Annotated in this window: 26 protein-coding genes; 15 read left to right on the top strand and 11 right to left on the bottom strand. The window is 61.8% G+C overall.

Annotated features, from left to right (window positions below; all coding sequences use genetic code 11):
* Nucleotides 1-4: 4 nt before the first annotated feature.
* Nucleotides 5-976, bottom strand: a complete 972-nt coding sequence (locus tag J1G35_RS03025; protein ID WP_223013408.1) for an aliphatic sulfonate ABC transporter substrate-binding protein — start codon at nucleotides 974-976, stop codon at nucleotides 5-7.
* A gap of 340 nt (nucleotides 977-1316) precedes the next feature.
* Here J1G35_RS03025 and J1G35_RS03020 point away from each other — a divergent pair, with 340 nt between their 5' ends.
* Nucleotides 1317-1532 carry a TOBE domain-containing protein gene (locus tag J1G35_RS03020; RefSeq protein WP_003173733.1) on the top strand — a complete coding sequence of 72 codons (216 nt, stop codon included), beginning with the start codon at nucleotides 1317-1319 and terminating at the stop codon, nucleotides 1530-1532.
* Nucleotides 1533-1587: 55 nt separating this feature from the next.
* Here the strand turns inward: J1G35_RS03020 and J1G35_RS03015 are convergent, their stop codons facing one another.
* Together J1G35_RS03015 and J1G35_RS03010 are read right to left on the bottom strand one after the other, a co-directional pair.
* The gene (locus J1G35_RS03015) at nucleotides 1588-2733 is read right to left on the bottom strand and encodes a PatB family C-S lyase (RefSeq protein ID WP_223013406.1); all 1146 of its coding nucleotides are present in this window, start codon (nucleotides 2731-2733) and stop codon (nucleotides 1588-1590) included.
* A gap of 78 nt (nucleotides 2734-2811) precedes the next feature.
* A complete protein-coding gene (locus tag J1G35_RS03010) occupies nucleotides 2812-3669 on the bottom strand; it encodes a LysR substrate-binding domain-containing protein (protein ID WP_053130364.1) in 858 nt (285 codons plus the stop codon).
* A 237-nt stretch (nucleotides 3670-3906) separates the two neighbouring features.
* On the opposite strand from J1G35_RS03010, the gene J1G35_RS03005 reads away from it, so the two are divergent.
* The 7 genes from J1G35_RS03005 to ggt all read left to right on the top strand — a co-directional run bounded on the left by J1G35_RS03005 (nucleotide 3907) and on the right by ggt (nucleotide 12132).
* Entirely contained in the window at nucleotides 3907-4728 is an 822-nt protein-coding gene (locus J1G35_RS03005; RefSeq protein WP_053130366.1) for a transporter substrate-binding domain-containing protein, read from the top strand.
* Nucleotides 4729-4741: 13 nt separating this feature from the next.
* Entirely contained in the window at nucleotides 4742-5476 is a 735-nt protein-coding gene (locus J1G35_RS03000) for an amino acid ABC transporter permease (RefSeq protein ID WP_053130368.1), read from the top strand.
* Nucleotides 5466-6149 (top strand): amino acid ABC transporter permease, encoded by a 684-nt coding sequence (locus tag J1G35_RS02995; protein WP_223013404.1) that lies wholly within the window; start codon nucleotides 5466-5468, stop codon nucleotides 6147-6149. The genes J1G35_RS03000 and J1G35_RS02995 overlap by 11 nt, the downstream gene beginning before the upstream one ends.
* Nucleotides 6136-6960, top strand: coding sequence for an amino acid ABC transporter ATP-binding protein (locus J1G35_RS02990; RefSeq protein WP_223013403.1), 825 nt, complete (start codon nucleotides 6136-6138; stop codon nucleotides 6958-6960). Before J1G35_RS02995 ends, J1G35_RS02990 begins: the two co-directional genes overlap by 14 nt.
* A gap of 16 nt (nucleotides 6961-6976) precedes the next feature.
* On the top strand, nucleotides 6977-7573 hold the full coding sequence (locus J1G35_RS02985; protein WP_223013401.1) for a cysteine dioxygenase: 597 nt from the start codon (nucleotides 6977-6979) through the stop codon (nucleotides 7571-7573).
* A 39-nt stretch (nucleotides 7574-7612) separates the two neighbouring features.
* Nucleotides 7613-10315, top strand: coding sequence for a cystathionine beta-lyase (metC, locus tag J1G35_RS02980; RefSeq protein WP_223013399.1), 2703 nt, complete (start codon nucleotides 7613-7615; stop codon nucleotides 10313-10315).
* Nucleotides 10316-10407: 92 nt separating this feature from the next.
* Nucleotides 10408-12132 carry a gamma-glutamyltransferase gene (ggt, locus tag J1G35_RS02975; RefSeq protein ID WP_141155078.1) on the top strand — a complete coding sequence of 575 codons (1725 nt, stop codon included), beginning with the start codon at nucleotides 10408-10410 and terminating at the stop codon, nucleotides 12130-12132.
* Nucleotides 12133-12255: 123 nt separating this feature from the next.
* Here the strand turns inward: ggt and J1G35_RS02970 are convergent, their stop codons facing one another.
* The 3 genes from J1G35_RS02970 to J1G35_RS02960 form a co-directional block, all read right to left on the bottom strand.
* The gene (locus tag J1G35_RS02970; protein ID WP_223013453.1) at nucleotides 12256-12786 is read right to left on the bottom strand and encodes an AAA family ATPase; all 531 of its coding nucleotides are present in this window, start codon (nucleotides 12784-12786) and stop codon (nucleotides 12256-12258) included.
* Entirely contained in the window at nucleotides 12783-13346 is a 564-nt protein-coding gene (gene pnuC, locus J1G35_RS02965) for a nicotinamide riboside transporter PnuC (protein WP_053130383.1), read from the bottom strand. The genes J1G35_RS02970 and pnuC overlap by 4 nt, the downstream gene beginning before the upstream one ends.
* Before the next feature lie 117 nt (nucleotides 13347-13463).
* Nucleotides 13464-15098 (bottom strand): methyl-accepting chemotaxis protein, encoded by a 1635-nt coding sequence (locus J1G35_RS02960; RefSeq protein ID WP_223013398.1) that lies wholly within the window; start codon nucleotides 15096-15098, stop codon nucleotides 13464-13466.
* Between the two features lie 230 nt (nucleotides 15099-15328).
* Between J1G35_RS02960 and J1G35_RS02955 the strand changes: the two genes are divergently transcribed.
* Complete coding sequence (locus tag J1G35_RS02955; protein WP_053130479.1) at nucleotides 15329-16159, top strand: undecaprenyl-diphosphate phosphatase; 831 nt, start codon at nucleotides 15329-15331, stop codon at nucleotides 16157-16159.
* Complete coding sequence (locus J1G35_RS02950) at nucleotides 16156-16539, top strand: DUF1294 domain-containing protein (protein ID WP_053130387.1); 384 nt, start codon at nucleotides 16156-16158, stop codon at nucleotides 16537-16539. The genes J1G35_RS02955 and J1G35_RS02950 overlap by 4 nt, the downstream gene beginning before the upstream one ends.
* Here J1G35_RS02950 and J1G35_RS02945 read toward each other — a convergent pair.
* Both J1G35_RS02945 and J1G35_RS02940 read right to left on the bottom strand, forming a co-directional pair.
* Nucleotides 16528-16884 carry an MmcQ/YjbR family DNA-binding protein gene (locus J1G35_RS02945; RefSeq protein WP_090404843.1) on the bottom strand — a complete coding sequence of 119 codons (357 nt, stop codon included), beginning with the start codon at nucleotides 16882-16884 and terminating at the stop codon, nucleotides 16528-16530. The two genes, J1G35_RS02950 and J1G35_RS02945, sit on opposite strands and share 12 nt — an antisense overlap.
* Nucleotides 16881-17789, bottom strand: coding sequence for a LysR substrate-binding domain-containing protein (locus J1G35_RS02940; RefSeq protein WP_053130392.1), 909 nt, complete (start codon nucleotides 17787-17789; stop codon nucleotides 16881-16883). Before J1G35_RS02940 ends, J1G35_RS02945 begins: the two co-directional genes overlap by 4 nt.
* Nucleotides 17790-17914: 125 nt before the next feature.
* On the opposite strand from J1G35_RS02940, the gene J1G35_RS02935 reads away from it, so the two are divergent.
* Together J1G35_RS02935 and J1G35_RS02930 are read left to right on the top strand one after the other, a co-directional pair.
* A complete protein-coding gene (locus J1G35_RS02935; protein ID WP_053130394.1) occupies nucleotides 17915-18526 on the top strand; it encodes an FMN-dependent NADH-azoreductase in 612 nt (203 codons plus the stop codon).
* Between the two features lie 241 nt (nucleotides 18527-18767).
* Complete coding sequence (locus J1G35_RS02930) at nucleotides 18768-19805, top strand: dienelactone hydrolase (protein WP_223013397.1); 1038 nt, start codon at nucleotides 18768-18770, stop codon at nucleotides 19803-19805.
* Here the strand turns inward: J1G35_RS02930 and J1G35_RS02925 are convergent.
* Together J1G35_RS02925 and J1G35_RS02920 are read right to left on the bottom strand one after the other, a co-directional pair.
* Entirely contained in the window at nucleotides 19799-20974 is a 1176-nt protein-coding gene (locus tag J1G35_RS02925) for an MFS transporter (protein WP_053130402.1), read from the bottom strand. The genes J1G35_RS02930 and J1G35_RS02925 overlap by 7 nt on opposite strands.
* A gap of 317 nt (nucleotides 20975-21291) precedes the next feature.
* A complete protein-coding gene (locus J1G35_RS02920) occupies nucleotides 21292-22878 on the bottom strand; it encodes an ABC-F family ATPase (RefSeq protein WP_082340930.1) in 1587 nt (528 codons plus the stop codon).
* A gap of 311 nt (nucleotides 22879-23189) precedes the next feature.
* Here J1G35_RS02920 and J1G35_RS02915 point away from each other — a divergent pair, with 311 nt between their 5' ends.
* The gene (locus J1G35_RS02915) at nucleotides 23190-23351 is read left to right on the top strand and encodes a hypothetical protein (RefSeq protein ID WP_168208991.1); all 162 of its coding nucleotides are present in this window, start codon (nucleotides 23190-23192) and stop codon (nucleotides 23349-23351) included.
* Between the two features lie 5 nt (nucleotides 23352-23356).
* On the top strand, nucleotides 23357-23674 hold the full coding sequence (locus J1G35_RS02910) for a hypothetical protein (RefSeq protein ID WP_053130406.1): 318 nt from the start codon (nucleotides 23357-23359) through the stop codon (nucleotides 23672-23674).
* Nucleotides 23675-23797: 123 nt separating this feature from the next.
* Here the strand turns inward: J1G35_RS02910 and J1G35_RS02905 are convergent, their stop codons facing one another.
* Nucleotides 23798-25036, bottom strand: coding sequence for an MFS transporter (locus J1G35_RS02905; RefSeq protein ID WP_223013395.1), 1239 nt, complete (start codon nucleotides 25034-25036; stop codon nucleotides 23798-23800).
* A gap of 157 nt (nucleotides 25037-25193) precedes the next feature.
* On the opposite strand from J1G35_RS02905, the gene J1G35_RS02900 reads away from it, so the two are divergent.
* Complete coding sequence (locus J1G35_RS02900) at nucleotides 25194-26006, top strand: class I SAM-dependent methyltransferase (RefSeq protein ID WP_053130412.1); 813 nt, start codon at nucleotides 25194-25196, stop codon at nucleotides 26004-26006.
* Nucleotides 26007-26074 lie beyond the last annotated feature (68 nt).

Genomic DNA, 26074 nt, shown 5'->3' with positions numbered 1-26074 from the left:
CCCCTTACTGCTGCGGCAGGGTTTGGCCAAACGAAGGGTCGATCAGTTGATCGATCACCTGGTCCACATTTACCCCACGACGCACCAATTCCTCGGACACCAGGATCGGCGCCGCTGACTTGGACGACTGCACATCCTTGGCGCTCAACAACGGCGTACTCAGATCGGTGCGCGACAGTTGCAGCTTGGCCACTTCCAACGGCAGGCCGGATTCATCCGCCAGCAGCTTGGCGAATTCATCCGGGTGCTTCACGGCCCAATCCCGGGCTTTTTCATAAGCGCCAAGCACCTTGGTGATGGTCTGTGGGTGCGCCTTGGCGAACTTCTCGGTGACGCTCACCACGCCATAGCTGTTGAAGTCCTTGTTGCGATAAAGCAGGCGCGAACCGGCCTGGATTTGACTGGCGGCCATGTGCGGATCGAGACCGGCCCAGGCGTCCACGTCACCTTTTTCCAAGGCGGTGCGGCCGTCGGGGTGTTGCAGGTGTACCAGCTCCACGTCGTCTTTTTTCAGCCCGGCCTGTTGCAGGCTGCGCAGGGTGAACAGGTACGGATCGGTGCCTTTGGTGGCGGCGATTTTCTTGCCCTTCAGGTCGCTGACGCTGTTGAGTGGTGAGTCCTTGCGTACCACCAGGGCCGTCCATTCGGCGCGGCTGTAGACGTACACCGATTTGATCGGGCTGCCATTGGCCCGGCTCAACACGGCAGACAAGCTGGCCGACGAAGCGAAATCCACGCCGCCGCTGTTGAGGTATTCCAGGGAGCGGTTGCTGCCCTGGCTCAGGACCCAGCCGACTTTACTCTGGGGCAGGGCCTGTTCCAGCCAGCCGAAGTGCTTGAGCGCCAGGCTGACCGGCGAGTAGTAGGCGTAGTCGAGGTTGACTTCGGCGGGATCGGTTTCGGCGGCATATGCCTGCGGCTGCAGGCTCAGGACGAGGGCGCAGGCGCCGAGTAAACGCTGGGTGAAGGGTTTCATGGAACAGCTCCGGACAAGGCGTTGAGAGAAGGCTTTTCTTATATTCAGAAAGATGATTTTTAATGTCTCATCATGCTTTAAAGGAATATGCAGTCTCTATGCCAAGGTCACCGCTACCCCGCGTAGATATCGTCTTAACCGTAAATATGGCCTTATCCAAATCCGCAGCTGCTACGGGGGTAGCAAATTGTTGATCGGCTGTTGGTGGGGCAACAGTGCGCATATGTTTTTATGGAATAAATAAAGAGTTATATATTCCTTTTAATGTTCTGCGCGATAGCGCACTTTGAAGGCCTGCGCATTCGTGCGGATTGACCCAACAGCCAAAAGGAAAGCCGACATGACCATTAAAGCGATCAACGTGCGCAACCAGTTCAAGGGCGTGATCAAGGAAATTCTGCTGGGGGAGGTGGTGTCCGAAATCGACGTGCAAACCGCGTCCGGCATCGTCACTTCGGTGATCACCACGCGCTCGGTGCGTGACCTGGAATTGAAGGTAGGCAGTGAGGTGATTGCCTTTGTGAAGTCCACCGAAGTGTCCATCGCCAAGCTGTGACGCCCACCTGATGTGGGAGCGCTGCTCCCACATTGAGAAAACCTGCGACGGTGCCTCAGCGCTGCTGCAGCGCACGCTCCATACGTTGCAGACCCTCTTCCAGCAAAGCCCGTGGGCAGCCGAAGTTCAGGCGCACGAACTGCTGGCTGTCGTCACCGAATTCGATCCCCGCACTCAACCCAACCTTGGCCTGCTCCAGGAAGAATTGCTGTGGGTCGTCCAGGCCCAGGGCGCTGCAGTCCAGCCAGGCCAGGAACGTGCCTTGTGGCGCGTGCATCACCACGCCGGGTAAGCGGGTTTGCACGGCGTCGAACAGGTAATCGCGGTTGGCTTGCAGGTAGTGCTTCAGCGCGTCGAGCCATGCGCCGCACTGGCTGTAGGCGGCGCGGGTGGCTTCCAGGCCCAGGGGGCTGACGCTGTCGACCATGCCGCAGCGGGCCTGGTTGAAGCGTTCGCGAATCTCGGCGTTCTGGATCACGGCAAAGCAGGTCTTCAAACCGGCTACGTTGTAGGCCTTGCTCGCCGACATCAGTGTGATGGTGCGCTGGGCAATCTCCGGGCTGAGGCTAGCGGTGGGGATGTGGCGGCGGCCGTCGAAGCACAGCTCGGCGTGGATTTCGTCACTGATGATCAGCGCGCCGTTTTCCAGGCAGGCATTGGCCACGGCCAACAGTTCTTCACGGGGGAAGACCTTGCCGATGGGGTTGTGCGGGTTGCTCAGCAGCAGTGCGCCGGCGCCGGTCAGGGCCTCGCGCAGGGCGGGCATTGGCGTGATGTATTCAGCGCCGCGCAATTGGAACGGTACTTCGATACGCGGCAGGTTCCAGTGGCCGGGCGCCAGGCGAATCGGCCGATAGTTAGGGGTTTGCAGCACGACTGGCTGGCCCGGTTGTACAAAAGCGTGCAGCGCCATATTGAAACCGGGTTCGACGCCGGGCAGGAACAGCAGGTCGTCGGGCTGCACGCGCCAGGCGTACTTGGACCACAGGTCGGCGACGATGGCCTCGCGTACATCCGGGCCGGCCACGCTGTAGCCGAGAATCTGCTGGTCGAGGCGCGCGTGCAGGGCTTGCAGCACGGCGGGCGGCGCGGCGATGTCCATGTCGGCAATCCACATCGGCAACACATCGGCCGGGTAGCGGTTCCACTTGGTGCTGCCGGTGCCGAGGCGGGGGTGGATCGTGTCGAAATCAAAGCTCATGAAGGGGCTCGTGTCAGGGAGGGCAGGCGGGAATGGCGATGATTCTAACGGGATAAAATCCAGATGCCAGCACGCTCTTTACAGGCCCTGGCTGCCCCGGATCAAGTCATACGCCTTGCGCGCAATCGGGTTCGCCGTATTCGGCCGAATCCACAGGTAATACGTGACCTCCGGCAACCTCGGTAATCCATCCGTTTCGCCCAGCACGCGCATATCCGGGCCGAGCATTTCCATGCTGCGCGGCGTTACCCCGAGCCCTGCGCGGGTGGCGGCCTTGATGCCGATCAGGTTCGATGCCAGATACGCCTGGCGCCAGGGGATATTCGCCTGTTCCAGCGCCTCCAGGGCGTAGCGTCGGTAGATGCTCGGCTCGTCCACCAGGATCAGCGGCAGCGGTTCGCTCGGCTGGTGGATGTACTGCGCCGAACAGATCCACCACACCGGCGACGTCCGCAGCGCAAAGCCTTCCAGGTTCGGGTCGGAGCGGGTGGAAATCACCATGTCGACCTTGCCCCGGTGCAGGTCGTCCATCAGGAACGGGCTGCGGCCTACGTCGATCTCCAGGCGCAGGCGTGGCGCGGAGCGCGCGATATGGCTGAGGATCGGCGGCAGGATCGTGTCGGCGATATCGTGGGGCGAGCCGATGCGCAGCACGCCGCTCAAGCTGCTTTCGCGCAGGGAGTTCAGTGCATCGTCATTCAGCGCGAGCATCTGCCGTGCATGACGCAGCAACTGCAGGCCCGGCTCGGTCAGTTGTTTTTGCCGGCCGCGCTTTTCGAACAGGCTCACACCCACTTGCTGTTCCAGGCGCTGCATATGCTGGGTCACGGATGACTGGGTACGCGCCAGGTGCGTGCCGGCTTCGGCGAAGCTGTGGTGGTCGACCACGGCGATAAAGGTGCGCAGAAGTTCAAGGTCGAGGGTCGACATGGCCATTTCCAGAAGCGGTTTTACATCAAGTGTGTGAAGTTAAACATTACAGATATTTATGTATGAGTGAAGAGGATTTTTGCCTGGGCCAATGAATAATGGGATATGCCGAAATTGAAGGTGGTGCAAAGACGGTGAGTTATAACGATATGAGATATTTGCATTTCCGTTGCCCTCGCACTCTCCCTAGCATGCCCCTCCATCAGGTCGGGGTACGCCGATCATTCGCCAGGGGGAAGTCCAATGATGTTCAAGAAATGGTTGCCGGTGGCCCTGGGGTCGATGATCGCCCTGGGCGGCAGTGTGGCGGCGCAGGCCGATGCGACGCTGGACAAGATCGAGCAGCGCCATGTGCTGGTGGTGGGCGTGTTGTTGTCCGGCGGTCCGTTTGGCAGCATCGACCCCGCCACGCAACAGCCCAAAGGCTTGAACGTCGACCTGGCCAACGAGCTGGGCCGTCAACTCAAGGCCGAGGTGCAACTGGTGCCGGTATTGCCGGCCAACCGTGTGCAGTTCCTGCAGCAGGGCAAGGTCGACCTGCTGATTGCCAATATGGAATGGACCGCCGAGCGCGGTGAGATCCTCGGTTTTGTGCCGACCCCGTTCTACCGCGTCGGCGGTGCGGCTGCGGTGCTCAAAGACAGCAAGATCGCCCGTTGGGAAGACCTCAAGGACCAGCCCGTGTGCACCTCCCAGGGCAGCAGCTACGTCAAGCCGCTGACTGAATTCGGTGCGCAGCTCAAGGCGTTCAAGAGCTCCTCCGAGTCGTTGCTGGCCCTGCGCGGTAACAACTGCGTCGCGGCGGTGCACGACGCCACCTTGATCAACCCGTTGGTCAACGACAGCGCCGAATGGAAGGACTACCGCGTCCTCGGCCCGGAACTCAACCCGGCACCGTCGGTGATCTGGACCCGTCGCGGCGAGAGCGACACCCAGGCCAAGCTCGATCCGATCGTCAAGGAACTGCACCGCAGCGGCTGGCTGATCGAGGCCCAGACCCGCAACCGCATCAGCCCGGCATCGCCGGCCCTGGTGGAATTGCAGAAACAGTTCAAGGGCGCCTGAACCGGCAATGGAGATGAGTCATCTGCTTGAAGTGTTCGTCCATTGGGCCGCCGGCATTGGCCTGAACTACACCTTCCTGCTGGACGCCTATCAGCGCGGCAGCCTGGTCGAGGGCGCGCTGACCACCGGTCTGCTGTGCCTGTTCACGATCATCGGCAGCCTGTTGGCGGGGATCACGCTGGCGGCGATGCTGACCTCAGGCAACCCGTGGCTGGCCAAGCCGGCGCGGGTGTTCGTGGAAGTGACGCGCAACACGCCGACGCTGGTGCAGCTGTACTGCGCGTTCCTGGTGTTGAACATGCTGCTGACCCAGGCGGTCGGCGCGGCCAACCCGCTGACGCCGTTTGCCTGGGTGGTGATCGTGATCTCCCTGCACAAGGGCGCGTTCCATGCCGAGGCCCTGCGCGCCGGCATCGAAGCGGTGCCTGCCGTAACGATGGAGGCCGCCAGCTCCCTGGCCTTCAGCCGCCGCCAGTTGTTGTGGAATGTGCAGTTGCCGCTGGCGCTGCGCTTTGCCTTGCCGTCGCTGATCAACAACCTGATCGACCTGGTGAAGATGACCGCCGTGGCCTCCGCGATTGCGGTGGGCGACATCACCTACGCGGCGATCATGATCTGGACCCAGAGCGACAACGTGCTGGAGCTGATGCTCCTGATCCTGAGCTTTTTCGGCCTGCTGAGTTTTATCGTCAATTGTGTGGGGCGCTGGCTCGAAGCGCGCCTGAGGATGCCCGGCTATGGCCATTGATTCATTCCCGGTGCTGTCGGCCTTGCTGCAATGGTCGCCGGCACTGCTGGTCGGTTTTGGCCAGAACATTCTGATCAGCCTGCTGGCGATCGGCATGGGTTCGGTGCTGGGTCTGTTGATCGGTGCATTGGCATTGTCGCCCCTGGGCTTTGTGGCGCGGCTGTGGGTGCAGGTGTTTCGCAATGCGCCGTGGCTGGTGCTGATCTATTTCACTACCTACGTGTTCCCGTTCGAGATTCGTATCGGCAGCAGCTATGTGTCGTTCCCCGATTGGGTCAAGGTCACTATCGGCCTGGCGTTACCGGCCAGCGCCAACGTGGCGGAAATCTTCCGGGGCGCCATCGGCTCGATCCCCAGTACCCAATGGGAAGCCGCGCGGTCCCTGGCATTCACCCGTGGCCAGCTGTTTCGCTCGATCATTCTGCCGCAGTGCTTCAAGCGCATGTTGCCGCCGTGGATGAACCTTTACGCGGTGGTCACCATGGGCACTGCGCTGGCCTCGCTGGTGGGCGTGCATGACGTGATCGACACCGCGCAGATCGCCAGCAACACCGTGAACATGACCGGCTTTACCGTGGTGATCTACCTGAGCCTGCTGGTGCTGTTCTTTGCCTACTGCTACCCGATTTCCCGCCTGACCCAACACCTGGAGCGCCGTTATGCCTTCTATTGAACCCCTGGTGAGCCTGCGGGATGTGCACTTGTCGTTCGGCGCCAACCCGGTGCTCAAGGGCATCGACCTCGACGTGCTGCGTGGCCAGGCCGTGTCGATCATCGGCCCGTCCGGCTCGGGCAAATCCACGATCCTGCGCTGCATCACCGGGCTGTTGCAGCCCCAGCGCGGCAGTATTCGCGTGGGTCAGACCCAGGTCGACAGCCTGGTCCAGGAAGCCCAGCGCATCGAGCTGCGCAAGCGCGTCGGCTTTGTGTTCCAGCAATACAACCTGTTCCCGCACTTGTCGGTGCTGGAAAACCTGGTGATCGCGCCGCGCAAGGTGCTCGGTCGCAGCCGTGCCGATGCGGAAAAAGACGCGCGGGCGCTGCTGGCCAAGGTGCGCATGGAGCACAAGGCCGATGCGTACCCAGGCCAACTGTCCGGTGGCCAGCAGCAGCGCGTGGCGATTGCCCGCGCCCTGGCGATGCGCCCGGAGCTGATCCTGTTTGACGAAGTGACCTCGGCGCTCGACCCGGAAACCGTCGGCGAGGTGCTGACGGTGATTCGCGAGCTGACCGAAGAGGGCATGACCTGTGTACTGGTCACCCACGAAATGCGCTTCGCCGAGGAGATCAGCGACGTCGTGTACTTCACCGAAAACGGCGTGATTGTCGAGCATGGCAGCGCTGAGAGCATCTTTCAGAATCCCAGCAGCGAACGCACCCAGACGTTCCTGCGCCATGCCTTGGGCGATACGGGGCGCCGTGGCCCGCTCAAGCATGACCCGTATCTGTTGACCAACTTGGGCCGTTACAGCCTGTCAGTCTGATAAAAGGAAAACCGTGATGAGCAACGCAAACCGTGCCGCCGTGATCGAGGCGTTTTTGCAGCAGATCCGCGTCATCAACCAGCGCGGCGTAGACCGCGCAGCCCTGGTGGACATCGTCGGCCTGCTGGAACAATTGGCCGAGCGCCGCGACCTGTTCAGCTTCGATGAATTCCCCGCGCCTGTGCCAGGGCAGGGCAGCACCGCGTTCCGCTATCGCCTGAACGACGACGGCGATACGCCGACCCTGTACCTCAACTCGCTGTTGCCGGGCAAAAGCACGCTGCCGCACAACCATGAGACCTGGGCGATCATCAGCGCGGTGGAAGGCCAGGAGATCAACTACGTCTATGCACGCAATGACGAAGGCCACGAGCCGGGCTTCACCTCCCTCAGCCTGGAAAAGGAAGTGATCGTGCAGCCGGGCACGTCGATCTCGTTCCTCGGTGAAGACCTGCATGGCATCAAGGTTGAAGGTGAGCAGGCCACGTTGCATTTCCACCTGTATGGCTTGCCGCTGGAATCCCTGAACGGCCGCTACGGTGTGGACGCGGACGGCCGCATCCTCAACTACAACGCCTCGCAGATGGCGCCGTCGATCAAGGCCTATGCCTGACGCGTTGCAGTCACTTTTCTCTTAATTGTTGGGACTTCCATGAGCCAGACCATCACCCCACGTCAACTGCAGCAATGGCTGTTCGACGGGCAGGAAATTGCCGTGTTCGACGTGCGCGAGCACGGGCAATACGGTGAGGCCCACCTGTTCCATGGGGTGAACCTGCCCTATAGCCGCCTGGAGCTGGAGGTACGCCGCCTGGCGCCCAACCCGCAGGTGCGGCTGGTGATCTATGACCAGGACGGCGGTACGGTGGCGGCGCTTGTCGCCGCGCGCTTGCAAGTGTTGGGCTACCGCCGCGTGCATGTGTTGGAGGGGGGCGCCGATGGTTGGCAGGCGGCGGGCTTGCAGTTGTTTGCCGGCGTGCATGTGCCGTCCAAGGCCTTTGGCGAATTGGTCGAAGAGGCCAGCCATACGCCTCACGTCACCGCTCGGCAACTGGCCGATTGGCAAGCCAGTGGCGCGCCGCTGGTGGTGCTCGACGGGCGACCGTTCGATGAATACCGCAAGATGACCATCCCCGGTTCCATCTGCTGCCCCAACGGTGAGTTGGGCTATCGCGTGCATGATCTGGTGGCGGATGACAGCACGCCCATCGTGGTCAATTGCGCCGGGCGTACGCGCAGCATTATCGGCGCCCAGACCCTGATCAACCTGGGCTTGAAAAACCCTATCTATGCCCTGGAAAACGGTACCCAGGGCTGGTACCTGGAAGATTTCCAGCTGGAACATGGCAGTACTCGGCGTTATGCCGATCAGGTCAGCACTGACCTGGCTCGGCAGCGCCTGGCTGCGCGGCAATTGGCCGAGCGGGCAGGGGTGGTGACGGTATCGGCGGATCAGGTTCGACAATGGGCGGATGACGCGCAGCGCAGTCTGTTCTTGTGTGATGTGCGCACTGCTGAAGAGTTTGCCGCGGGCAGCTTGCAGGGCGCGCAACACACGCCGGGCGGGCAGTTGATCCAGTCCACCGACCTGTATATCGGCGTGCGCCAGGCGCGCATCGTGCTGGTGGACAGCGATGGCGTGCGTGCGCCGATTGTCGCCAGTTGGCTACGTCAACTCGGGCACGAAGCCTATGTGCTCAGCGGTGGTATCGACAGCGGCCTGGCGCTGCCGGTGTTGCCAACGGTGGCGTATGAGCCGTTGCCGCTGATCAGTGCCCAGGACTTGGCGCTGGAATTGAACGATGTGAACCTGATCGACCTGCGCCCGAGCATGGCCTATCGCAAGGGGCATATTGCCGGTTCGCGCTGGTCGATTCGTGCGCGGCTCAAGACCGATCATCGTCCCTTGGTGCTGGTGGCGGATGACCCGGCATTGGCGGCGTTTGCTGCCGAAGGCCTGTCGGCCAGGTTGCTCGACGGTGGCTTCGTCGCGTGGGTCTCGGCCGGCCTGCCGGTCAACGAAGACCCGCACACGCCGCCCGACGCCGAGTGCATCGACTTTCTGTTTTTCACCCACGACCGTCACAGCGGCAACAAGGACGCCGCGCGCCAGTACCTGGCCTGGGAAATCGGCTTGCTCGCGCAAATGAGCGAAGCGGAAATCGCCAGCCTCAAGCCGTTGGCCGCGCCCTCGCGGGTGCGCACGCGCTTGATCCACGCCGCGCGTACCGAAAAAGGCCACGGCGGCCGTGCCGTCAACGTACCGATCACGCGTCTGAGCACCGTGCTGTTCGACAACCTGGCGCAGATGCGCGACGCCCGTGCCCGCCGCGACAGCGAGCGGGTGCTGACCTACGGTGCGCGTGGCAACCCGACCTCACATGCCCTCGAAGACCTGGTCACCGAGCTGGAAGGCGGCTTTCGCACGCGGCTCTACGGCACTGGCCTGGCGGCAGCGGCGCAGGTGTTCCTGGCCTACCTTCGCCCCGGCGACCATGTGCTGATTACCGATGCGGTGTATTCGCCAGTGCGCAAGCTGGCGCGTGAATTCCTCCAGCCGTTCGGCATCCAGGTCAGCTACTTCGCACCCGATGGCAAAGGGTTGGAAGCGCAACTGCAAGCCAACACCAGGCTGGTCTACGCCGAAGTGCCGGGCTCGCTGTTGTATGAACTGTGCGATCTGCCGGCGATTGCGGCGTTGTGCAAACCACGCGACATCCTGCTCGCCGTCGACAACACCTGGGGCTCGGGCTACCTGTACCGGCCCCTGGCGTTGGGCGCGGATATTTCGATCATGGCCCTGACCAAATACCTCGGCGGCCACAGCGACGTGATGATGGGCTGCGTGTGCACCACACCAGCGGCCTGGCCGGCGCTGGGCAGGATGAGCGACACCTTCGGCAATGCGGTGAGTGCCGACGACGCCTACCTGATCCTGCGCGGCGCACGCACCCTGGCATCACGCCTGGATGTGCACGAGCGCCAGGCCGTGGCGATCGCCCACTGGTTGCAGGCGCAACCGCAGGTCAAGCGCGTGTTCCATCCGGCCTTGCCCGAGCATCCGGGGCATGGGGTGTGGCGCCGGGACTTCACCGGCAGCAATGGGTTGTTGTCGTTTGAACTGATGAATGCGGACGCCGCTTACGTCGAGCGTTTTATCGACGGCTTGCAGCTGTTTGGCCTGGGCGCTTCGTGGGGCGGCTATGAAAGCCTGGTCACTGTGGCCGACACCCGCGACCGCGACAGTGCGGCCGACCGTGCGCTGAACCCGGTGGTACGCCTGCATATCGGTCTGGAAGATGCAGCGGCGTTGATCGAGGATCTGCAACGCGGCTTTGCACGTGCCGTTCTGTGACCGACAAGTTCTGTAATAAAAACGCCATTGCGCTGGGGATTAAATTCGCGAGGGGCTATTTTGGTGCATCTCAATAACTAGAGTAGCCATGGATGAAATACCAACCCTTCAGCCGCACGTTAATTGCCACCGCCTTAGTGTTGACGGTCAGCGGCGTGCAAGCCGCGTCCCAGGCCCCGGTGGCCGGTGAAAATGGCATGGTGGTAACCGCCCAGCATTTGGCCACGCATGTGGGTGTGGATGTACTCAAGGCCGGCGGTAACGCGGTGGATGCGGCCGTGGCGGTCGGCTACGCGCTGGCGGTGGTGTACCCGGCGGCCGGTAACCTGGGCGGCGGCGGGTTCATGACCGTGCAACTGGCGGACGGACGCAAGACCTTCCTCGACTTCCGCGAAAAAGCCCCGTTGGCGGCCACCGCTGACATGTACCTGGACAAGGCCGGCAATGTGGTTGAAGGCCTGAGTGCCAAGGGGCACCTGGCCGTCGGCGTGCCCGGCACTGTTTCCGGCATGGAGCTGGCGCTGAGCAAGTACGGCACCCTCAAGCGCGCCCAAGTGATTGCCCCGGCGATCAAGCTGGCGGAAAACGGCTTTGCCCTGGAGCAGGGCGATATCGACCTGCTGCACACCGCCACCGGCGAGTTCGAAAAAGACAAGGATATGCGCGGGATCTTCCTGCACAACGGCCAACCGCTGCAGGTCGGCCAGAAGCTGGTGCAGAAAGACCTGGCGAAAACCCTGAAGGAAATCTCCGCCAAGGGCAGCGACGGCTTCTATAAAGGTTGGGTCGCCAAGGCCCTGGTGGATTCCAGCCAGGCCGGCAAGGGCATCATCACCCAGGCCGACCTCGACAAGTACAAGACCCGCGAACTGGCGCCCATCGAGTGCGACTACCGTGGCTACCACGTGGTCTCGGCACCGCCGCCAAGCTCGGGCGGTGTGGTGATCTGCCAGATCATGAACATCCTCGAAGGCTACCCGATGGCCGACCTGGGCTATCACTCGGCCCAGGGCCTGCACTACCAGATCGAAGCCATGCGCCACGCCTACGTGGACCGTAACAGCTACCTGGGCGATCCGGATTTTGTGAAGAACCCGATCGAGCATCTGCTGGACAAGAACTACGCGGCCAAACTGCGCGACGCCATCGAGCCGCAAAAGGCCGGGGATTCCCAGGCGATCAAGCCGGGTGTGTCACCCCATGAGGGCAACAACACCACCCACTATTCCATCGTCGACAAGTGGGGCAACGCGGTCTCGGTGACCTACACCCTCAACGACTGGTTCGGTGCGGGCGTGATGGCGAGCAAGACTGGGGTGATCCTCAACGATGAAATGGACGACTTCACCGTCAAGGTCGGCGTGCCGAACATGTACGGGCTGGTCCAGGGTGAAGCCAACGCCATCGCACCGGGCAAGGCGCCGCTGTCGTCGATGAGCCCGACCATCGTGACCAAGGATGGCAAGGCGGTGATGGTGGTGGGTACGCCGGGCGGCAGCCGCATCATTACTGCGACCTTGCTGACCATCCTGAATGTCATCGACTACAAGATGAACATCCAGGAAGCCGTGGACGCGCCGCGTTTCCACCAGCAGTGGATGCCGGAAACCACCAACCTTGAAACCTTTGCGGTCAGCCCGGACACCCAGAAGATTCTGGAAAGCTGGGGCCATAAGTTCGCCGGGCCGCAGGATGCCAACCACTTGGCGGCGATCCTGGTAGGGGCACCGTCCCTGGAGGGTAAGCCGGTGGGTAATAACCGCTTCTATGGCGCGAATGACCCGCGTCGTAACACGGGGCTGTCGCTGGGCTACTAACCGCTGCAATTCCCTGTAGGAGCGAGCTTGCTCGCGAAGATCGTCAACGATAACGCGGGGTACTTGATGCCCCGATGTGTTCTTGGGTTTTTCGCGAGCAAGAACCAGGCGTCCCCCTCGCTCCTACAGGGGTTGGGCGAGCAGTTGCTCTACCGCTGTAAACGCCGCGATCCGGCGCTCCTCCCAATCCCCCCGAATCACCACCATCGCCTGTCGATGCTCCTGCATCCACGCCAGGCTGCCCTGGAAAAACGCCTGGCGGTCGGCCAGTTCCGGCTGGCAGCGTTGGCCATCGGCGGTCCATTCCACATCGTCCGGCGACAGCAGCAGGTGCAGGTCGTAGTGACGCGCCAGCAGTTCATCGTCGAGCCACGCCGGGTAGTCGCCGAACAGGGTCTGGCTCCACAGTTTGTTGGTCAGCAGGTGCGTGTCGAGGACCAGCAGGCGCGGTTGTTGGGCGCGGGCGGCATCTTCCCAGGCCAGTTGGCCATGGGCGATGGCCGGGATATCCGCCAGGCGGGTGTCGCGCTGGTGCTGGTCGATGAAATACCGCACGTATTCACCGACCATCAGCCCGCCGAAATGCGCGTGCAACTCGGCAGCCAGCCAGCTTTTTCCGCTGGACTCGGGACCGGCCAGGACCACCACCTTCATGCGCGCAACGCCGGGTCGGCGCGCCATTCACGCCAGCCTTGCACGGCGATCACGGTGAACAGTGCGTAGAGCGCAGCAGTGAGGTACAAGCCCTTGTAGAGGAACAGCCCGACGAAAATCACGTCCACGGCGATCCACAGCGGCCAGCATTGCACGCGTTTTTGCGCCATCCACATTTGCGCCACCAGGCTGAAACCGGTGAGAGCCGCATCCAGCCAGGGTTGCGCTGCGTCGGTCCAGTGCGCCATCGCAGCCCCCAGCAGCAAGCTGCCGACCGCACCGATGGCCAGGCTGGTCATGATTGCGGGCCAACCCAGGCGGGTGACCTGGCGTCCTTGCTTGACCTCGCCGGCGCGGGTCCATTGCCACCAGCCGTAGACTTGCAGGGCGGCGTAGACCACTTGCAGGAGCATGTCGGAATAGAGCTTCACGTCATAAAACACCCAGGTGTACAGCAACACCATCACCAGGCCGATGGGCCAGCACCAGGGATTCTGTTTGACCGTCAGCCAGACAGCGATCACCCCCAGGGCGGCGGCGAACAGTTCAAGCCCGGACATGGCGGATCCTTGGGAGAGTGGGAGAGGGCGGGGATTGTAACCAGAGGTACGCAATCTTCAAAACATCGGGGGGCAAATGTGGGAGGGGGCAAGCCTCCTCCCACATTTGGAGCGGTGTTAGACCTTGAACTGGCGCAAGAGGCTGTCGAGTTGTTCGCTCAGCCCGCGCAAATGCACGCTGGCGACGCTGGACTGCTCCGCTGCCAATGCGGTGCTGTGGGACAAGCTCGCCGCCTGGGTGACGTTCTGGTTAATGTCCTCCACCACATGGGCCTGTTGCAGGGTGGCGCTGGCAATCGACGCGTTCAGGCCATTGAGGTTGTGCAGCGCCTGGCCGATGGCGGTGAGGCTGGCACCGGCCTGGCCGGCTTGTTCGATGGTCAGTTGCGAGGCGCTGTGGCTGTCGCTGATCACCTTGACCGCCGCTTCCGAGTGGCCTTGCAGGCGCTCGATCATCGCCTGGATCTCGGCAGTGGATTTTTGCGTACGCTGGGCCAGCAGGCGGACTTCATCGGCCACCACGGCAAAGCCACGGCCTTGTTCCCCAGCGCGTGCGGCTTCGATGGCGGCGTTGAGGGCCAGCAGGTTGGTCTGGTCGGCGATGGAGCGGATCACTTCCAGCACGCCACCGATCTGGGTGCTTTCGCTGGACAGGGTGCGGATCACTTCCACGGCCTGGCTGATGGTGGTGGAGAGCTGGTCGATCTGCTGCAGGCTGCTGTCGATATTGACCTGGCCTTGCTGCGCCTGGGCCTGGGCGTCGCGCATTTCGCTGGCGGCGTGTTCGGCGTTCTTGGCCACGTCCTGCACGCCGTAGGTGACTTCATTGATGGCGGTGGCCACCAGTTCCATCTGCTGGGACTGTTGCTGGCTGCGGTCATGGGCTTGGGTCGCGTTGTTGCCCAGCTCCGTGGAGGACTGGCCCAAGGCATTGGCGCACACCTGCAACTGGCCCACTACCTGGCGCAGCTTGGCGGTAAAACTGTTGAAGTGTTGGGACAGCTGGGTAACCTCGTCGCGGCCGTGGGTGTCGAGGCTGCGGGTCAGGTCGCTTTCGCCGCTGGCGATATTGCCCATGGCGTTCACCGCGTCCTGCAACGGGCGCACGATGCTGCGGGCAATCAGCGACACCAGCAGGCCCATTACCAGCGCAATGCCCAAGACGATAAACGAGGCTTTCCACACCTGGCTGTTGAACTCGGCCTGCACATCATCGACATACACGCCGGAGCCGATGATCCAGCCCCACGGCTCGAACAACTGGATATACGAGGTTTTCGCCACCGGCGCCTCCGCACCCGGCTTCGGCCAACGGTAGTTGATGATGCCGGCGCCCTTGGCCTTGGCGAGGATCACGAACTCGTTGAACACGGCAAACCCGTCGGGGTCGCGGATGGCCGAGAGGTTCTGGCCGTCCAGCTTGGGGTTGGCCGGGTGCATGATCATCACGGGTGTGAGGTCGTTGATCCAGAAATAGTCGTCGTGGTCGTAGCGCAAGCCGCGCACCGCGCTCAGGGCTTGTTTTTGTGCGGCTTCGCGGGTCATCACGCCGGTGGTTTCGAGGCTGTGATAAAACGTCAGGATGCCGCTGGCGGTCTGGACCACGTGCTGGGTCTGCTGGCGCTTGGCCTGGTACAGGTCGTCGTGGATCTGCTTGAGCATCAGCAAACCCAGGGCCATCAGCATCAGCACGGCGACGATCAGGATCATCCAGAGGCGTCGGCTGATCGACATATTGCGCAAACTGTTCATCGTCCTGTCACTCCGGGCTTTTTATAATTGTGGGCGTCGCATCGACTTTTACGCCTTGTCTGATAGGCTTTCGGCCTGAAACCGTAAAACCTGAGTACTGCCTGATTTTTCACAGAATTTTTGCAGACCGGTGTTGACCATGGTCAACACCGGGCACTTAAGTGCGCTCGTCAGTGAACCATTAAAAAGATTGATAAGGCATGCCACAGGGCATGACCTTTGGGGGAAGCATGGATTTTTGGACCGCCATTCAGGCATTGATACTGGGCGTGGTGGAGGGGCTCACCGAGTTCCTGCCGATCTCCAGCACCGGCCACCAGATTATCGTCGCCGATTTGCTCGACTTCGGCGGTGAGCGCGCCATGGCGTTCAACATCATCATCCAGTTGGGCGCCATCCTGGCGGTGGTGTGGGAGTTCCGGCGCAAGATCCTCGATGTGGTGACCGGTTTGCCGACTCAGCGCAACGCCCAGCGCTTTACGCTCAACCTGCTGATCGCGTTCCTGCCGGCCGTGGTGCTGGGGGTGATTTTTGCCGACCTGATCCACCATTACCTGTTCAACCCGATCACTGTGGCCACCGCGTTGGTGATCGGTGGCGTCGTCATGCTGTGGGCCGAGCGCCGCGAGCATGAAGTGCACGCCGAAAGCGTCGATGACATTACTTGGAAAGACGCGCTCAAGGTCGGATTTGCCCAGTGCCTGGCGATGATCCCGGGTACGTCGCGCTCCGGCTCGACCATCATCGGCGGCCTGTTGTTCGGCCTGTCGCGCAAGACTGCCACCGAGTTTTCGTTCTTCCTGGCCATGCCGACCATGGTCGGTGCGGCGGTGTATTCGGGCTACAAGTACCGCGACCTGTTCCAGCCGGCGGACCTGCCGGTGTTTGCCATCGGCTTCGTCACCTCGTTCATCTTCGCGATGATTGCGGTCAAGGGCCTGCTCAAGTTCATTGCCAGCCATAGCTATGCGGCGTTTGCCTGGTACCGCATCGCGTTCGGCCTGCTGATCTTGGCGACCTGGCAATTCGGCTGGATCGACTGGGCGGCGGCCAAGGCATGATGATTCAGCACCCACGCCTGAAAGCGGCGATTTTTGTGCTGCTGTGCGCGGCGCCGCTGGTGGGTTCGGTGTTGGTGTGGCTGCGCGGTGAAACGGTACTTCCGTTGGCGGCCTACGGCGTGGTCAGCGTGCTGGCGTTCTTCCTGTATTGGAGCGACAAGCGCAAGGCCCGCACCGACAGCTGGCGCACCCCGGAGAACATCCTCCACGCCGTGGAGCTGGCGGGCGGTTGGCCGGGGGCATTGATTGCCCAGCAGGTGTTCCGGCACAAGACGCGCAAGGTGTCTTACCAGGTGCTGTTCTGGGTGATCGTGCTGTTGCACCAGGTGTTCTGGCTGGACCAGTTGTTCCTCGGCGGCACGCTACTGTCAGTTCTCTAGCAGCAAGCCGACCTGCGTGCGCTTGGGCAGCTTGCTCACCACCAACTGGTGGGAGCGCTGCAACAAGCCGCGCAGTTCCTCGGCGCCCAGCGGGTAGGGCGTGTTCATGATGATCCACTGCGCGCGTGCCAGGTACGGCGCCGGGTGGATGCCAGGGCGGTCCACGTGGCCGAGGAACAATTCCTTGTCGACCTTGAACGCCAGCGAATCACCGCGCAGGTTTTGCAGGGCGAACATCTTGTTGCCGGCGATCGAGAACACCCGCACGCCGCCCCATTTGTAGTCTTCCCGGGCGCCGGGCAGGCTCAGGCAGAACGTCGCAACTTGCGCTTCGGTCATCTTCATAGCAAGCGGTCTCCACAGCTTTTAAAGCCTTCTTCCAGGTAATCGATCCAGGCGCGAATCGCAGGCAGCACGCCACGGCGATGCGGGTAGACGGCCTGGAGCCAACCGCCCGGCAATGACCATTGCGGCAGCAGTTGCACCAGGCGGCCGCTGGCCAATTCCTCTTCGCAATACATCATCGGCAGTACGGTAAAGCCCAGGCCCATGATGGCGCTGGTCTTGCGCACGATAAAGTCGTCGATGCCCAGGCGGGCTTCCATCGCCAAGTCGTGGGGTTTGCCCTGGGGGTCGAGGATGCGCTGGTGCACCAGGCGATCCGCCTCCAGTGCGCCGAGTATCGGCAGTTGCTTGAGGTCGTCGAGGGTGTTCACCTGGCGCCCGAGCATCAGTGCGGGGCTGGCGACCAGCACGGTCTGGGCCTGGCGCAGGCGCTTGGTGACCAGCAGTGGGTCTTCATCACCGAGTTCGCGCACGCGCAGCGCTACGTCGATGCCTTCGGCGACCAGGTCGACGCGGCGGTTGACCAGGGTCATCTCCAGTTGGACCTGGGGGTGCGCGGCGAGAAATCCGGCCACCACCTCCGGCAGGATATGTTGTGCCATGCCCACCGGGCAGCTCACCCGCAGCCGCCCGCGTGGTTCGCTGGACATGCTGGCGACGGCCTCATCGGCCATTTCCGCTTCCAGCAGCATGGCCTGGCAATGGCGCAGGTAGCGCTCGCCCACGGCGGTCAGGGTCAGTTGCCGCGTGGTGCGTTGCAGCAGGCGTGCGCCGAGGCGCTCTTCCAGCTCGGCGATGCGCCGCGACAGACGCGACTTGGGAATCCCCAAAAGCCGCCCGGCCGCCGCAAAGCCGCCGGCTTCGACGACTTTGGCGAAATAGTAGAGGTCGTTGAGGTCTTGCATGCTGGGCCTATTGTCCTGTCAGTGGGACAAACTATCGCATTAAAGCCGGCTTATCGACTATTGGTTTCATGCGTAGCATCACCGCCATCTGATCGCCCCTGTCGATCCCACCTCGGAGATCCACCATGAAACTGTTGCACATCGATTCCAGCATTCTCGGCGACAACTCGGCTTCCCGTCAGCTCAGCGCTGGCGTCGTCAAGGCCTGGCAAGCGGCCCAGCCAGGTGTGGAAGTGACCTACCGTGACCTCGCCAGCGAAGGCATCAACCACTTCTCCGGCGCGACCCTGGGGGCCTTGGGCACCGCTGCCGAATTGCGTGATGCGGCGCAAAAGCATGAGGCCGAACTGAGCGCATCGTCGCTGGCTGAGTTCCTCGCCGCCGATGCGGTTGTGATCGGTGCGCCGATGTACAACTTCACCATCGCGACCCAGTTGAAAGCCTGGATCGACCGCATCGCCGTCGCCGGTCAGACCTTCCGTTACACCGAAGCCGGTCCGGAAGGCCTGTGCGGCAACAAGAAAGTCATTATCGTGTCCACGGCCGGTGGCATGCACGCCGGGCAAGCGTCTGGCGCAGCCCATGAAGGCTACCTGAAACTGCTGTTTGGCTTCCTCGGTATTACCGATATTGAAATCGTGCGTGCCGAAGGCCTGGCCTACGGTGATGAAGTGCGTGCAAAAGCCTTGAGCGATGCCAACGTAGTCATCAACGAACAATTGTTCGCCGCCGCGTAAGACTTGTGTAAATTTCGCCTCTGCGCGGTTTCAATCTGAAGCCGTGCGCCTAAACTCTGTATTCTGATCGCCTTAAATCGATTGGAGTACGGAGTTTTTTCGTTTACCCGCTGTCATTACTTTGGCCCAGGTTATGCACGCATGGGTTTATCACCCGATGCGAGTGCCTTGAACCATGGACTTTTCAAATAGACATGCCGCGGGTGTTGAACGTGGTTACACAGCAAAGGTGGACATCCTCATGATGCGTCTTTGTGCCGTTATGGTTCTTTCCCTCCTCGGCGGCCTGATTTCAGTGCACGCCGCGCCTGCGCCGCACCCCCATTGGAGTGTGGGCTTCCATCGCATGACGTTTCTCGACCCGCTGGATCTGCAGCCGATGAAGGCGGTGGCGTTTTACCCGTCCACCGACGATGAACACAGCACGCAACTGGGTCCCTATCACGTCGCTGCCACCGAAGATTCCAAGATTGCCATTGGCCGCTTCCCGATGCTGATGCTGTCCCATGGCAACACCGGTACGCCATTGGCCCTGCATGACCTGGCCACCTCGCTGGCGCGCAAAGGCTTTGTGGTGGTCGCGGTGCTGCACCCTGGCGATAACTACAAGGATCACAGCCGCCTGGGCACGGTGAGTAATCTCTACGGCCGGCCGATCCAGATTTCCGAAGCGATCACCGCCACCCTGGCCGACCCGATGCTGTCGCCATTCGTCAACGTCGACCAGGTGGGGGTTATCGGTTATTCGGCCGGTGGCGAGACCGCGTTGATCCTGGCGGGGGCAAAGCCGGACTTCGATCGCCTGCGCCGCTATTGCCAGGAACGTCCCGAAGATCGTGATGCCTGCACCACCAAAGGCGAGCTGGTGGTGGACCGTGACGACCTGCAACCGCAATCCGACCCGCGTATCCACGCACTGATGTTGATGGCGCCGTTAAGCCTGATGTTCGGCCGCCATACCCTGGCCGATGTGCATGTGCCGGTGCTGCTCTACAGCGGCGACGGCGACAAGTTGGTGGCGGTAGACAAGAACGCCGCCGCCCTGGCGCGCAAGCTGCCGGAGCCGCCGGACTTCAAGTTGCTGGCGGGGGCAGGGCACTTCGTGTTCATGGCCCCGTGTGACAGCGATCAACTGGCCGCCATGCCGGCGATCTGCACCGATGCCGATGGCGTCGACCGTGAAGGCATCCACCGCGACCTGATCTCCGAAGCCGGGCGTTTTTTCACCCACACCCTCGGCCAGACCACCCGCGCCGGCTTGCAGACCGCCGATCAGTAAGCGCGGCGCTTGAGCAGCAAGGTCACGCCCAGTGCCGTGACCGATAACAGTGCCGCGCAGAAGAAGATCCAGCCATAACCCAGGTTCAGCGCCACGGCGCCCATCAACGGCCCGGCAATCGCCAGGGCCAGGTCGAAAAACACCGCATACGCACTCAGGCCCGCCCCGCGACTGCTGTTGGGCACTTGCTTGATGGCTTCTACGCCCAGCGCCGGGTACACCAGCGACAAACCAAAACCCGTCAGCCCCGCCCCGATCAGAGCCACCCCGGTGGAGGGTGCCAACCACAGCAGCGTCAGGCCCAAGGTCTCGATGATCATGCAGGCAATCGCCGCCGTGAAGCCGCCAAAACGGCTGATTGCCGAGATAAACACCAGTCGCGCCAGGATAAAGCACACGCCAAACACCGTGAGGCAGTAAGCCGCGCCGACCCAGCCGCGACTCAGGTAATACAGGGTGATAAAGGTGGTCAGGGTGCCGTAGCCAATGGAGGCCAGGCACAGGCTGGCGCCGAAGGGCGCGATACGCCCGAACACCGCCCAGAACGGCAGCCGCTCGCCGCGCACTACCGGCACCGAGGGTTTATTGCGGATCAGCACCAGGCCCAGCGCCGCCAATACCGATAGCGCGATACCCAGGCTGGTGTAGCCATATTCGGCGACCATCACCACCCCCAGCGGCGCGCCAATGGCGATGGCACCGTAGGAGGCGATGCCATTCCAGGAAATCGAGCGTGCCGTATGTTCGGCACCGACCTGGCCCATGCACCAACTGATGGTGCCCACGCCGATCAGGCCCTGGGCCACACCCAGCAACAGCCGGCCGACGATCAGAATCCCCAGGCTCAGGCTGGGCATGCTCTCTAACAAGGTGGCGAAGAACGTCAACACACCGCTGATCAGGATGCCCGCCAGCCCCAGCACAATTGCGCGCTTGGTGCCGACGTTGTCGGACATGCGCCCGGCCATGGGACGGCTGAGCAGGGTCGCCAGGTACTGCGAACCGATGGTGATCCCGGCCACCACCGCGCTGAAGCCCAGTTGCTCATGTACATAGCCTGGGATTACCGCAATCGGCAGGCCGATGCAGATAAAGGCAATGAAGGTGTAGAAGACGATGGAGACGATCTGCAGGGTGATCGACAAGGAGGAGGGGGCTGCGTCGGACATGGGCACTCGTTCGCGGGCGGGCGGTGAATGCATCATGGCAAGGGCTTGGGGGAAAAGGAAGCAGCCTAACTACTTTGACTGATGAAGAGGCTTGCCGGTGGGAGTGGGCTTGGTGTGATGAGCACGCTTACTGTGGCGAGCGGGCTTGCCCCGCGTTGGGCTGCGCAGCAGCCCCAATAAAAAACACCGCATTCTGCCAGGCAAAACGCGGTGTTCGTTTTCAGGGCCGCTGCGCAGCCCAACGCGGGGCAAGCCCGCTCGCCACAACAAGCCCGCTCGCCACAACGAGCATGTTCCAGGGTTTCAGGTCGCTGCTGTTAGAACACTACGCCTTGGCTGCGCAGGTAATCGTCGTAGGTGCCGCTGAAGTCGATCACGCCATTGGCGCTCAACTCGATGATGCGCGTCGCCAGGGACGATACGAACTCACGGTCATGGCTGACGAAGATCAGCGTGCCCGGGTAGTTCTCCAGCGCCAGGTTCAGCGCCTCGATGGATTCCATGTCCAAGTGGTTGGTCGGTTCGTCCATGATCAGCACGTTCGGCTTTTGCAGGATCAGCTTGCCGAACAGCATGCGGCCTTGCTCACCACCGGAGATCACCTTGACCGACTTGAGGATTTCGTCGTTGGAGAACAGCATGCGGCCCAGGGTGCCACGGATCACTTGTTCGCCTTGGGTCCACTGGCCCATCCAGTCGAACAGGCTCATGTCGGTTTCGAAGTCGCTGGCGTGGTCCTGGGCGTAGTAGCCCAGTTCTGCGGCGTCGGTCCACTTGATGCTGCCGGCATCCGGGGTCAGTTCGTTGACCAGGGTACGCAGCAGGGTGGTCTTGCCGATACCGTTCGGGCCGATGATCGCCACGCGCTCGCCGGCTTCAACCTGGAAGCTGAAGTCCTTGAACAGCGGCTTGCCGTCGAAACCTTTCGCCATGCGCTCGACGATGACCGCCTGGCGGTGCAGCTTTTTGGTTTGTTCGAAACGGATGAACGGGCTCACACGGCTCGAAGGCTTGACCTCGGCCAGCTGGATCTTGTCGATCGCCTTGGCACGGGACGTTGCCTGCTTGGCTTTCGAGGCGTTTGCCGAGAAGCGGCTGACGAAGGATTGCAGCTCGGAGATCTGCGCTTTCTTCTTGGCGTTGTCCGACAGCAGTTGCTCGCGGGACTGGGTCGCCACGGTCATGTACTCGTCGTAGTTGCCCGGGAACAGGCGCAGCTCGCCGTAGTCCAGGTCAGCCATGTGGGTGCACACGCTGTTCAGGAAGTGACGGTCGTGAGAGATGATGATCATCAGGCTGGAGCGCTGGGTCAGGATGTTTTCCAGCCAGCGGATGGTGTTGATGTCCAGGTGGTTGGTCGGTTCGTCGAGCAACAGCACTTCAGGATCGGAGAACAGCGCCTGAGCCAGCAGTACACGCAATTTCCAACCCGGAGACACTTCGCTCATCGGGCCGAAATGCTGCTCCAGGGGAATACCCAGGCCCAGCAGCAGTTCACCGGCGCGGGATTCGGCGGTGTAGCCGTCCATTTCGGCGAACTCGGTTTCCAGCTCGGCCACGGCCATGCCGTCGTCTTCGCTCATTTCCGGCAGCGAGTAGATACGGTCGCGCTCGGCCTTGACCTTCCACAGCTCCTCGTGACCCATGATCACGGTGTCGAGCACGGTGAATTCTTCGTAGGCGAACTGGTCCTGGCGCAGCTTACCCAGGCGCACATTCGGCTCCAGCATGACCTGGCCACCGGACGGATCGAGGTCGCCGCCGAGGATTTTCATGAAGGTCGACTTGCCGCAACCGTTGGCACCGATCAGACCATACCGGTTGCCGGCGCCGAACTTGACCGAGACGTTCTCAAAGAGCGGCTTGGCGCCGAACTGCATGGTGATGTTAGCTGTGGAGATCAATTACTTTACCTATCAATGGGTTGCGAGCGTGGCGGCAGGAGCCTTCAGGCATGCATCAACAGCGACATCAAGGCGCGAAACCCGGTCGCTGAGCAAAAAATGGGGGATGTGTGTTGGAATTTGGCGCGCATTGTCGCATATGTCAGGCGACAGTTGTATGGCGGCCGACGACGGATGTTGAGCGCCTTCAATCTCATGTGGCGCTTGGTCACCCCAAGGTGGCGGGTTGTTCAGAACGGATAGCGGAACGTATGATCGCCACGCGTCCCCAATGTGGACGCCAAGACTCACCCCCTATGAAGGATATGAGCATGGAAAAGCACTTCGGTAATTCAGGCCTGTTCAAGGCTGCTTCGTATCACTGCAACGAACTCCTGGGCTGCGGCATCGCTGGCTGGGAGCTGAAAAATATTGCGCTGAATACGAAGGAGTTTTTGATATGTCCAAAGAACTACTCGGAGTTTCTGCTCTAGGGTTGATGGTGCTCGGCGAGTTTTGTGCAATCTACAGTGAGGTGGTCACCGCCAAGCTTGCCCAGACAGGAAATGGTTCATGGGAAGGGTTCGTCCTTCCTGTTGTGCTGATGTGTTTTGCAGGGCTTTGTCTGTTGGGTGCGTATTGGCTGGGGTACGTTGCTGTCGGTGATATCTGGATCGTCACCGTGGTCTCCGTCACCTCTTTGTTGCTGCTTGAGCCCTTGGTGGTCTGGTCGCTGTTTCATGAAGCACCAGGACGAGGCGCCCTTATCGGGTTCGTCTTGGGAGCCTTGGGAATGCTGTCCACTGTACTGCTATAACTTGCGCTTCTGGCCCAGCAATCAAACGCTGGGTCAGCTCACCGAAAGTGGGTGAGACTTTTTTTGGGCCGAAATTTGGCGCCCGCTCGGATTTCGTCTGCACAGTTCTTGGCGTCGTTCATATCAGGCAGCAGAGGCGTGGGGCGCGAAGACGGGTTTCGCCAGGGTCTCTGGCATTGCCAGCCATAACAGTGCCAACGCAACGCCAGCCACACCGGCCAGGGTGAGGAATGCCGCGTTGTAGCCCGCCTGTTGCACCACGAAACCGGCCAGGCTGCTGCTCAATGCTGCGCCCAGGCCAAACACGGTTGAGATCGCCCCCAAGCTGACATTGAAGCGCCCGGTGCCCTGGGTCAGGTCCTTGACGATCACCGGGAACAACGCACCGAAGATCCCCGCGCCGATACCGTCGAGCATTTGCACGGCCACCAGCCAATAGGGATCGCTGGATAAGGTATAGAGCACGCCACGCAGGGGTAAAATCATGAAGCCGGCCAGCAGCAGCGGTTTGCGTCCCCACACGTCGGCCTTGCTGCCCACCAGCCAGGCCATCGGCACCATCACCAATTGCGCTGCGACAATGCAGGCCGAGGTCAGCGGCGTGGCCATCTGCAGGTTGATCTGCGAGAGCTTCTGGCTGACCAGCGGCAGCATGGCGGCATTGGCCAAATGGAACAGGGCGCAGCAGATTGCGAACAGCAACAGCGGGCGGTTGGCCAGCAGGACTTTCAGCCCGGACGGCTGCTCGTGATCGACTGAGTGGGCGGGGTCGAAGCCGCGGGCGACCTCATGGTCGATAGCCTTGGCCGAGACGCAACTGACCGCGACGACACTGGCCACCGCCATAAAAGCCATCAGGTAGAACACCACCACCGGCCCAAACAGATACGCCAGGCCACCGGCCAGCAACGCAGCCACCGCGTTGCCGGCATGGTTGAAGGTCTCATTGCGCCCGGTGCGGCGAGTAAAGGCGCGTGGCCCGGTGATGCCCAGGGAAATCGCGGAGATCGCTGGCGCGAACACCGAAGCGGCGACGGCACTGGCCGCCTGGGTCAAGGCGACGAGGCTGAAGGAGCTGACAAAAGGCAACAGCAGGCAACTGCCGGTCACCAATAGGGCGGCAATCGCAACCACCGCGCGTTTGCTGCGCGTACGGTCGATCAATGCACCCGCCGGGCCCTGGGTGATAAGTGCGGCGATACCTGCCAGCGTCATGACCACGCCGATACTGGCCGGGTCCCACTTGTGCACCGCCAGCAGGTAGATGGCCAGGTAAGGGCCAAGGCCGTCGCGTACATCCGCCAGGAAAAAATTCAGGCCATCCAGGGACAGGGTATTACGCAGGTCGGCGGTGTTGGCCATGGCACAGTCTTCAGGGAGTGGGCGTTCAACGGCTGAACGCACGATGAGCTAATGACCTGTACGGCTGGCGTTAAGTTTCGCGCGCTCCCCGGGGTTTTAATCCGCGTGCACTTGGCTTACTTTCTGAGTCTCGCTGTAACAATTATCTGGAGACGCAATGGACATGCCCTCAGCTCAACAGGCGATTGCCTGCAACAAGGACGCCTGGGACCAATCCGCCGACCTGCACAAAACCACCGAGACCTGGAGCGCACTGCTCAGCGGCGTCCGCGACCCTGGTTTTTCGTGCCTGGACCCCACCATCACCGGCTTGTTGCAGGACGTCGGTGTCGACGGTAAGGATGTGGTGCAACTGTGCTGCAACAACGGTCGCGAAAGCCTGTCGCTGTTCGCCCTGGGCGCCCGTTCGGTGGTCGGGGTGGACCAATCCTCGGCGTTTCTCCTGCAGGCGCGCGAGCTTGCCGCTATGTCGCCCCATGACCCGGAATTTATCGAAAGTGACATCCATGCGTTGCCGCCACGCTTGCACGGGCGCTTCGATCTGGCCTTGGTGACCATCGGTGTACTCGGTTGGATGCCGGATGTGGCGCTGTTCATGCGTCATGTCGCCAGCACCTTGAAGCCCGGCGGCACGCTGGTGATGTATGAAACCCATCCGTTCCTGGAGGTGTTCGATCCTAAGGCGCCAAACCCGTTGCTGCCTGCCAGTTCGTATTTCCAGCGCGAGCCTTTTGTACTGCAGGAGTCGATTGTCTACGAAGGCCAGGGCGACGTGGCCGGACCCACCTCCTATTGGTATATGCACACCCTGGGGGATGTGGTGAGCGCGGCGATTGGTGCCGACTTGCAGATCGCCCACTTGCAGGAGTATTCCCACTCCAACCGTGAGGAACTGTACGACCAGTACGAGCACCAGCCTGCCCAGTTGCCCTTGTGCTTTACCCTGACCGCCACCAAGCATCGCCCCTGAACGGGATTTCCCAGGCAAAAAAATGCCCGCGGAGGAGGCGGGCCAAGGGATTCACTGGAGTAGGTAGG

The sequence above is a fragment of the Pseudomonas sp. SH10-3B genome (genome assembly GCF_019891415.1).
Taxonomy (GTDB): Bacteria; Pseudomonadota; Gammaproteobacteria; order Pseudomonadales; family Pseudomonadaceae; genus Aquipseudomonas.
The sequence above is the reverse complement of the archived record's forward strand: the minus strand, read 5'-3'. Positions and strand labels throughout refer to the sequence as shown.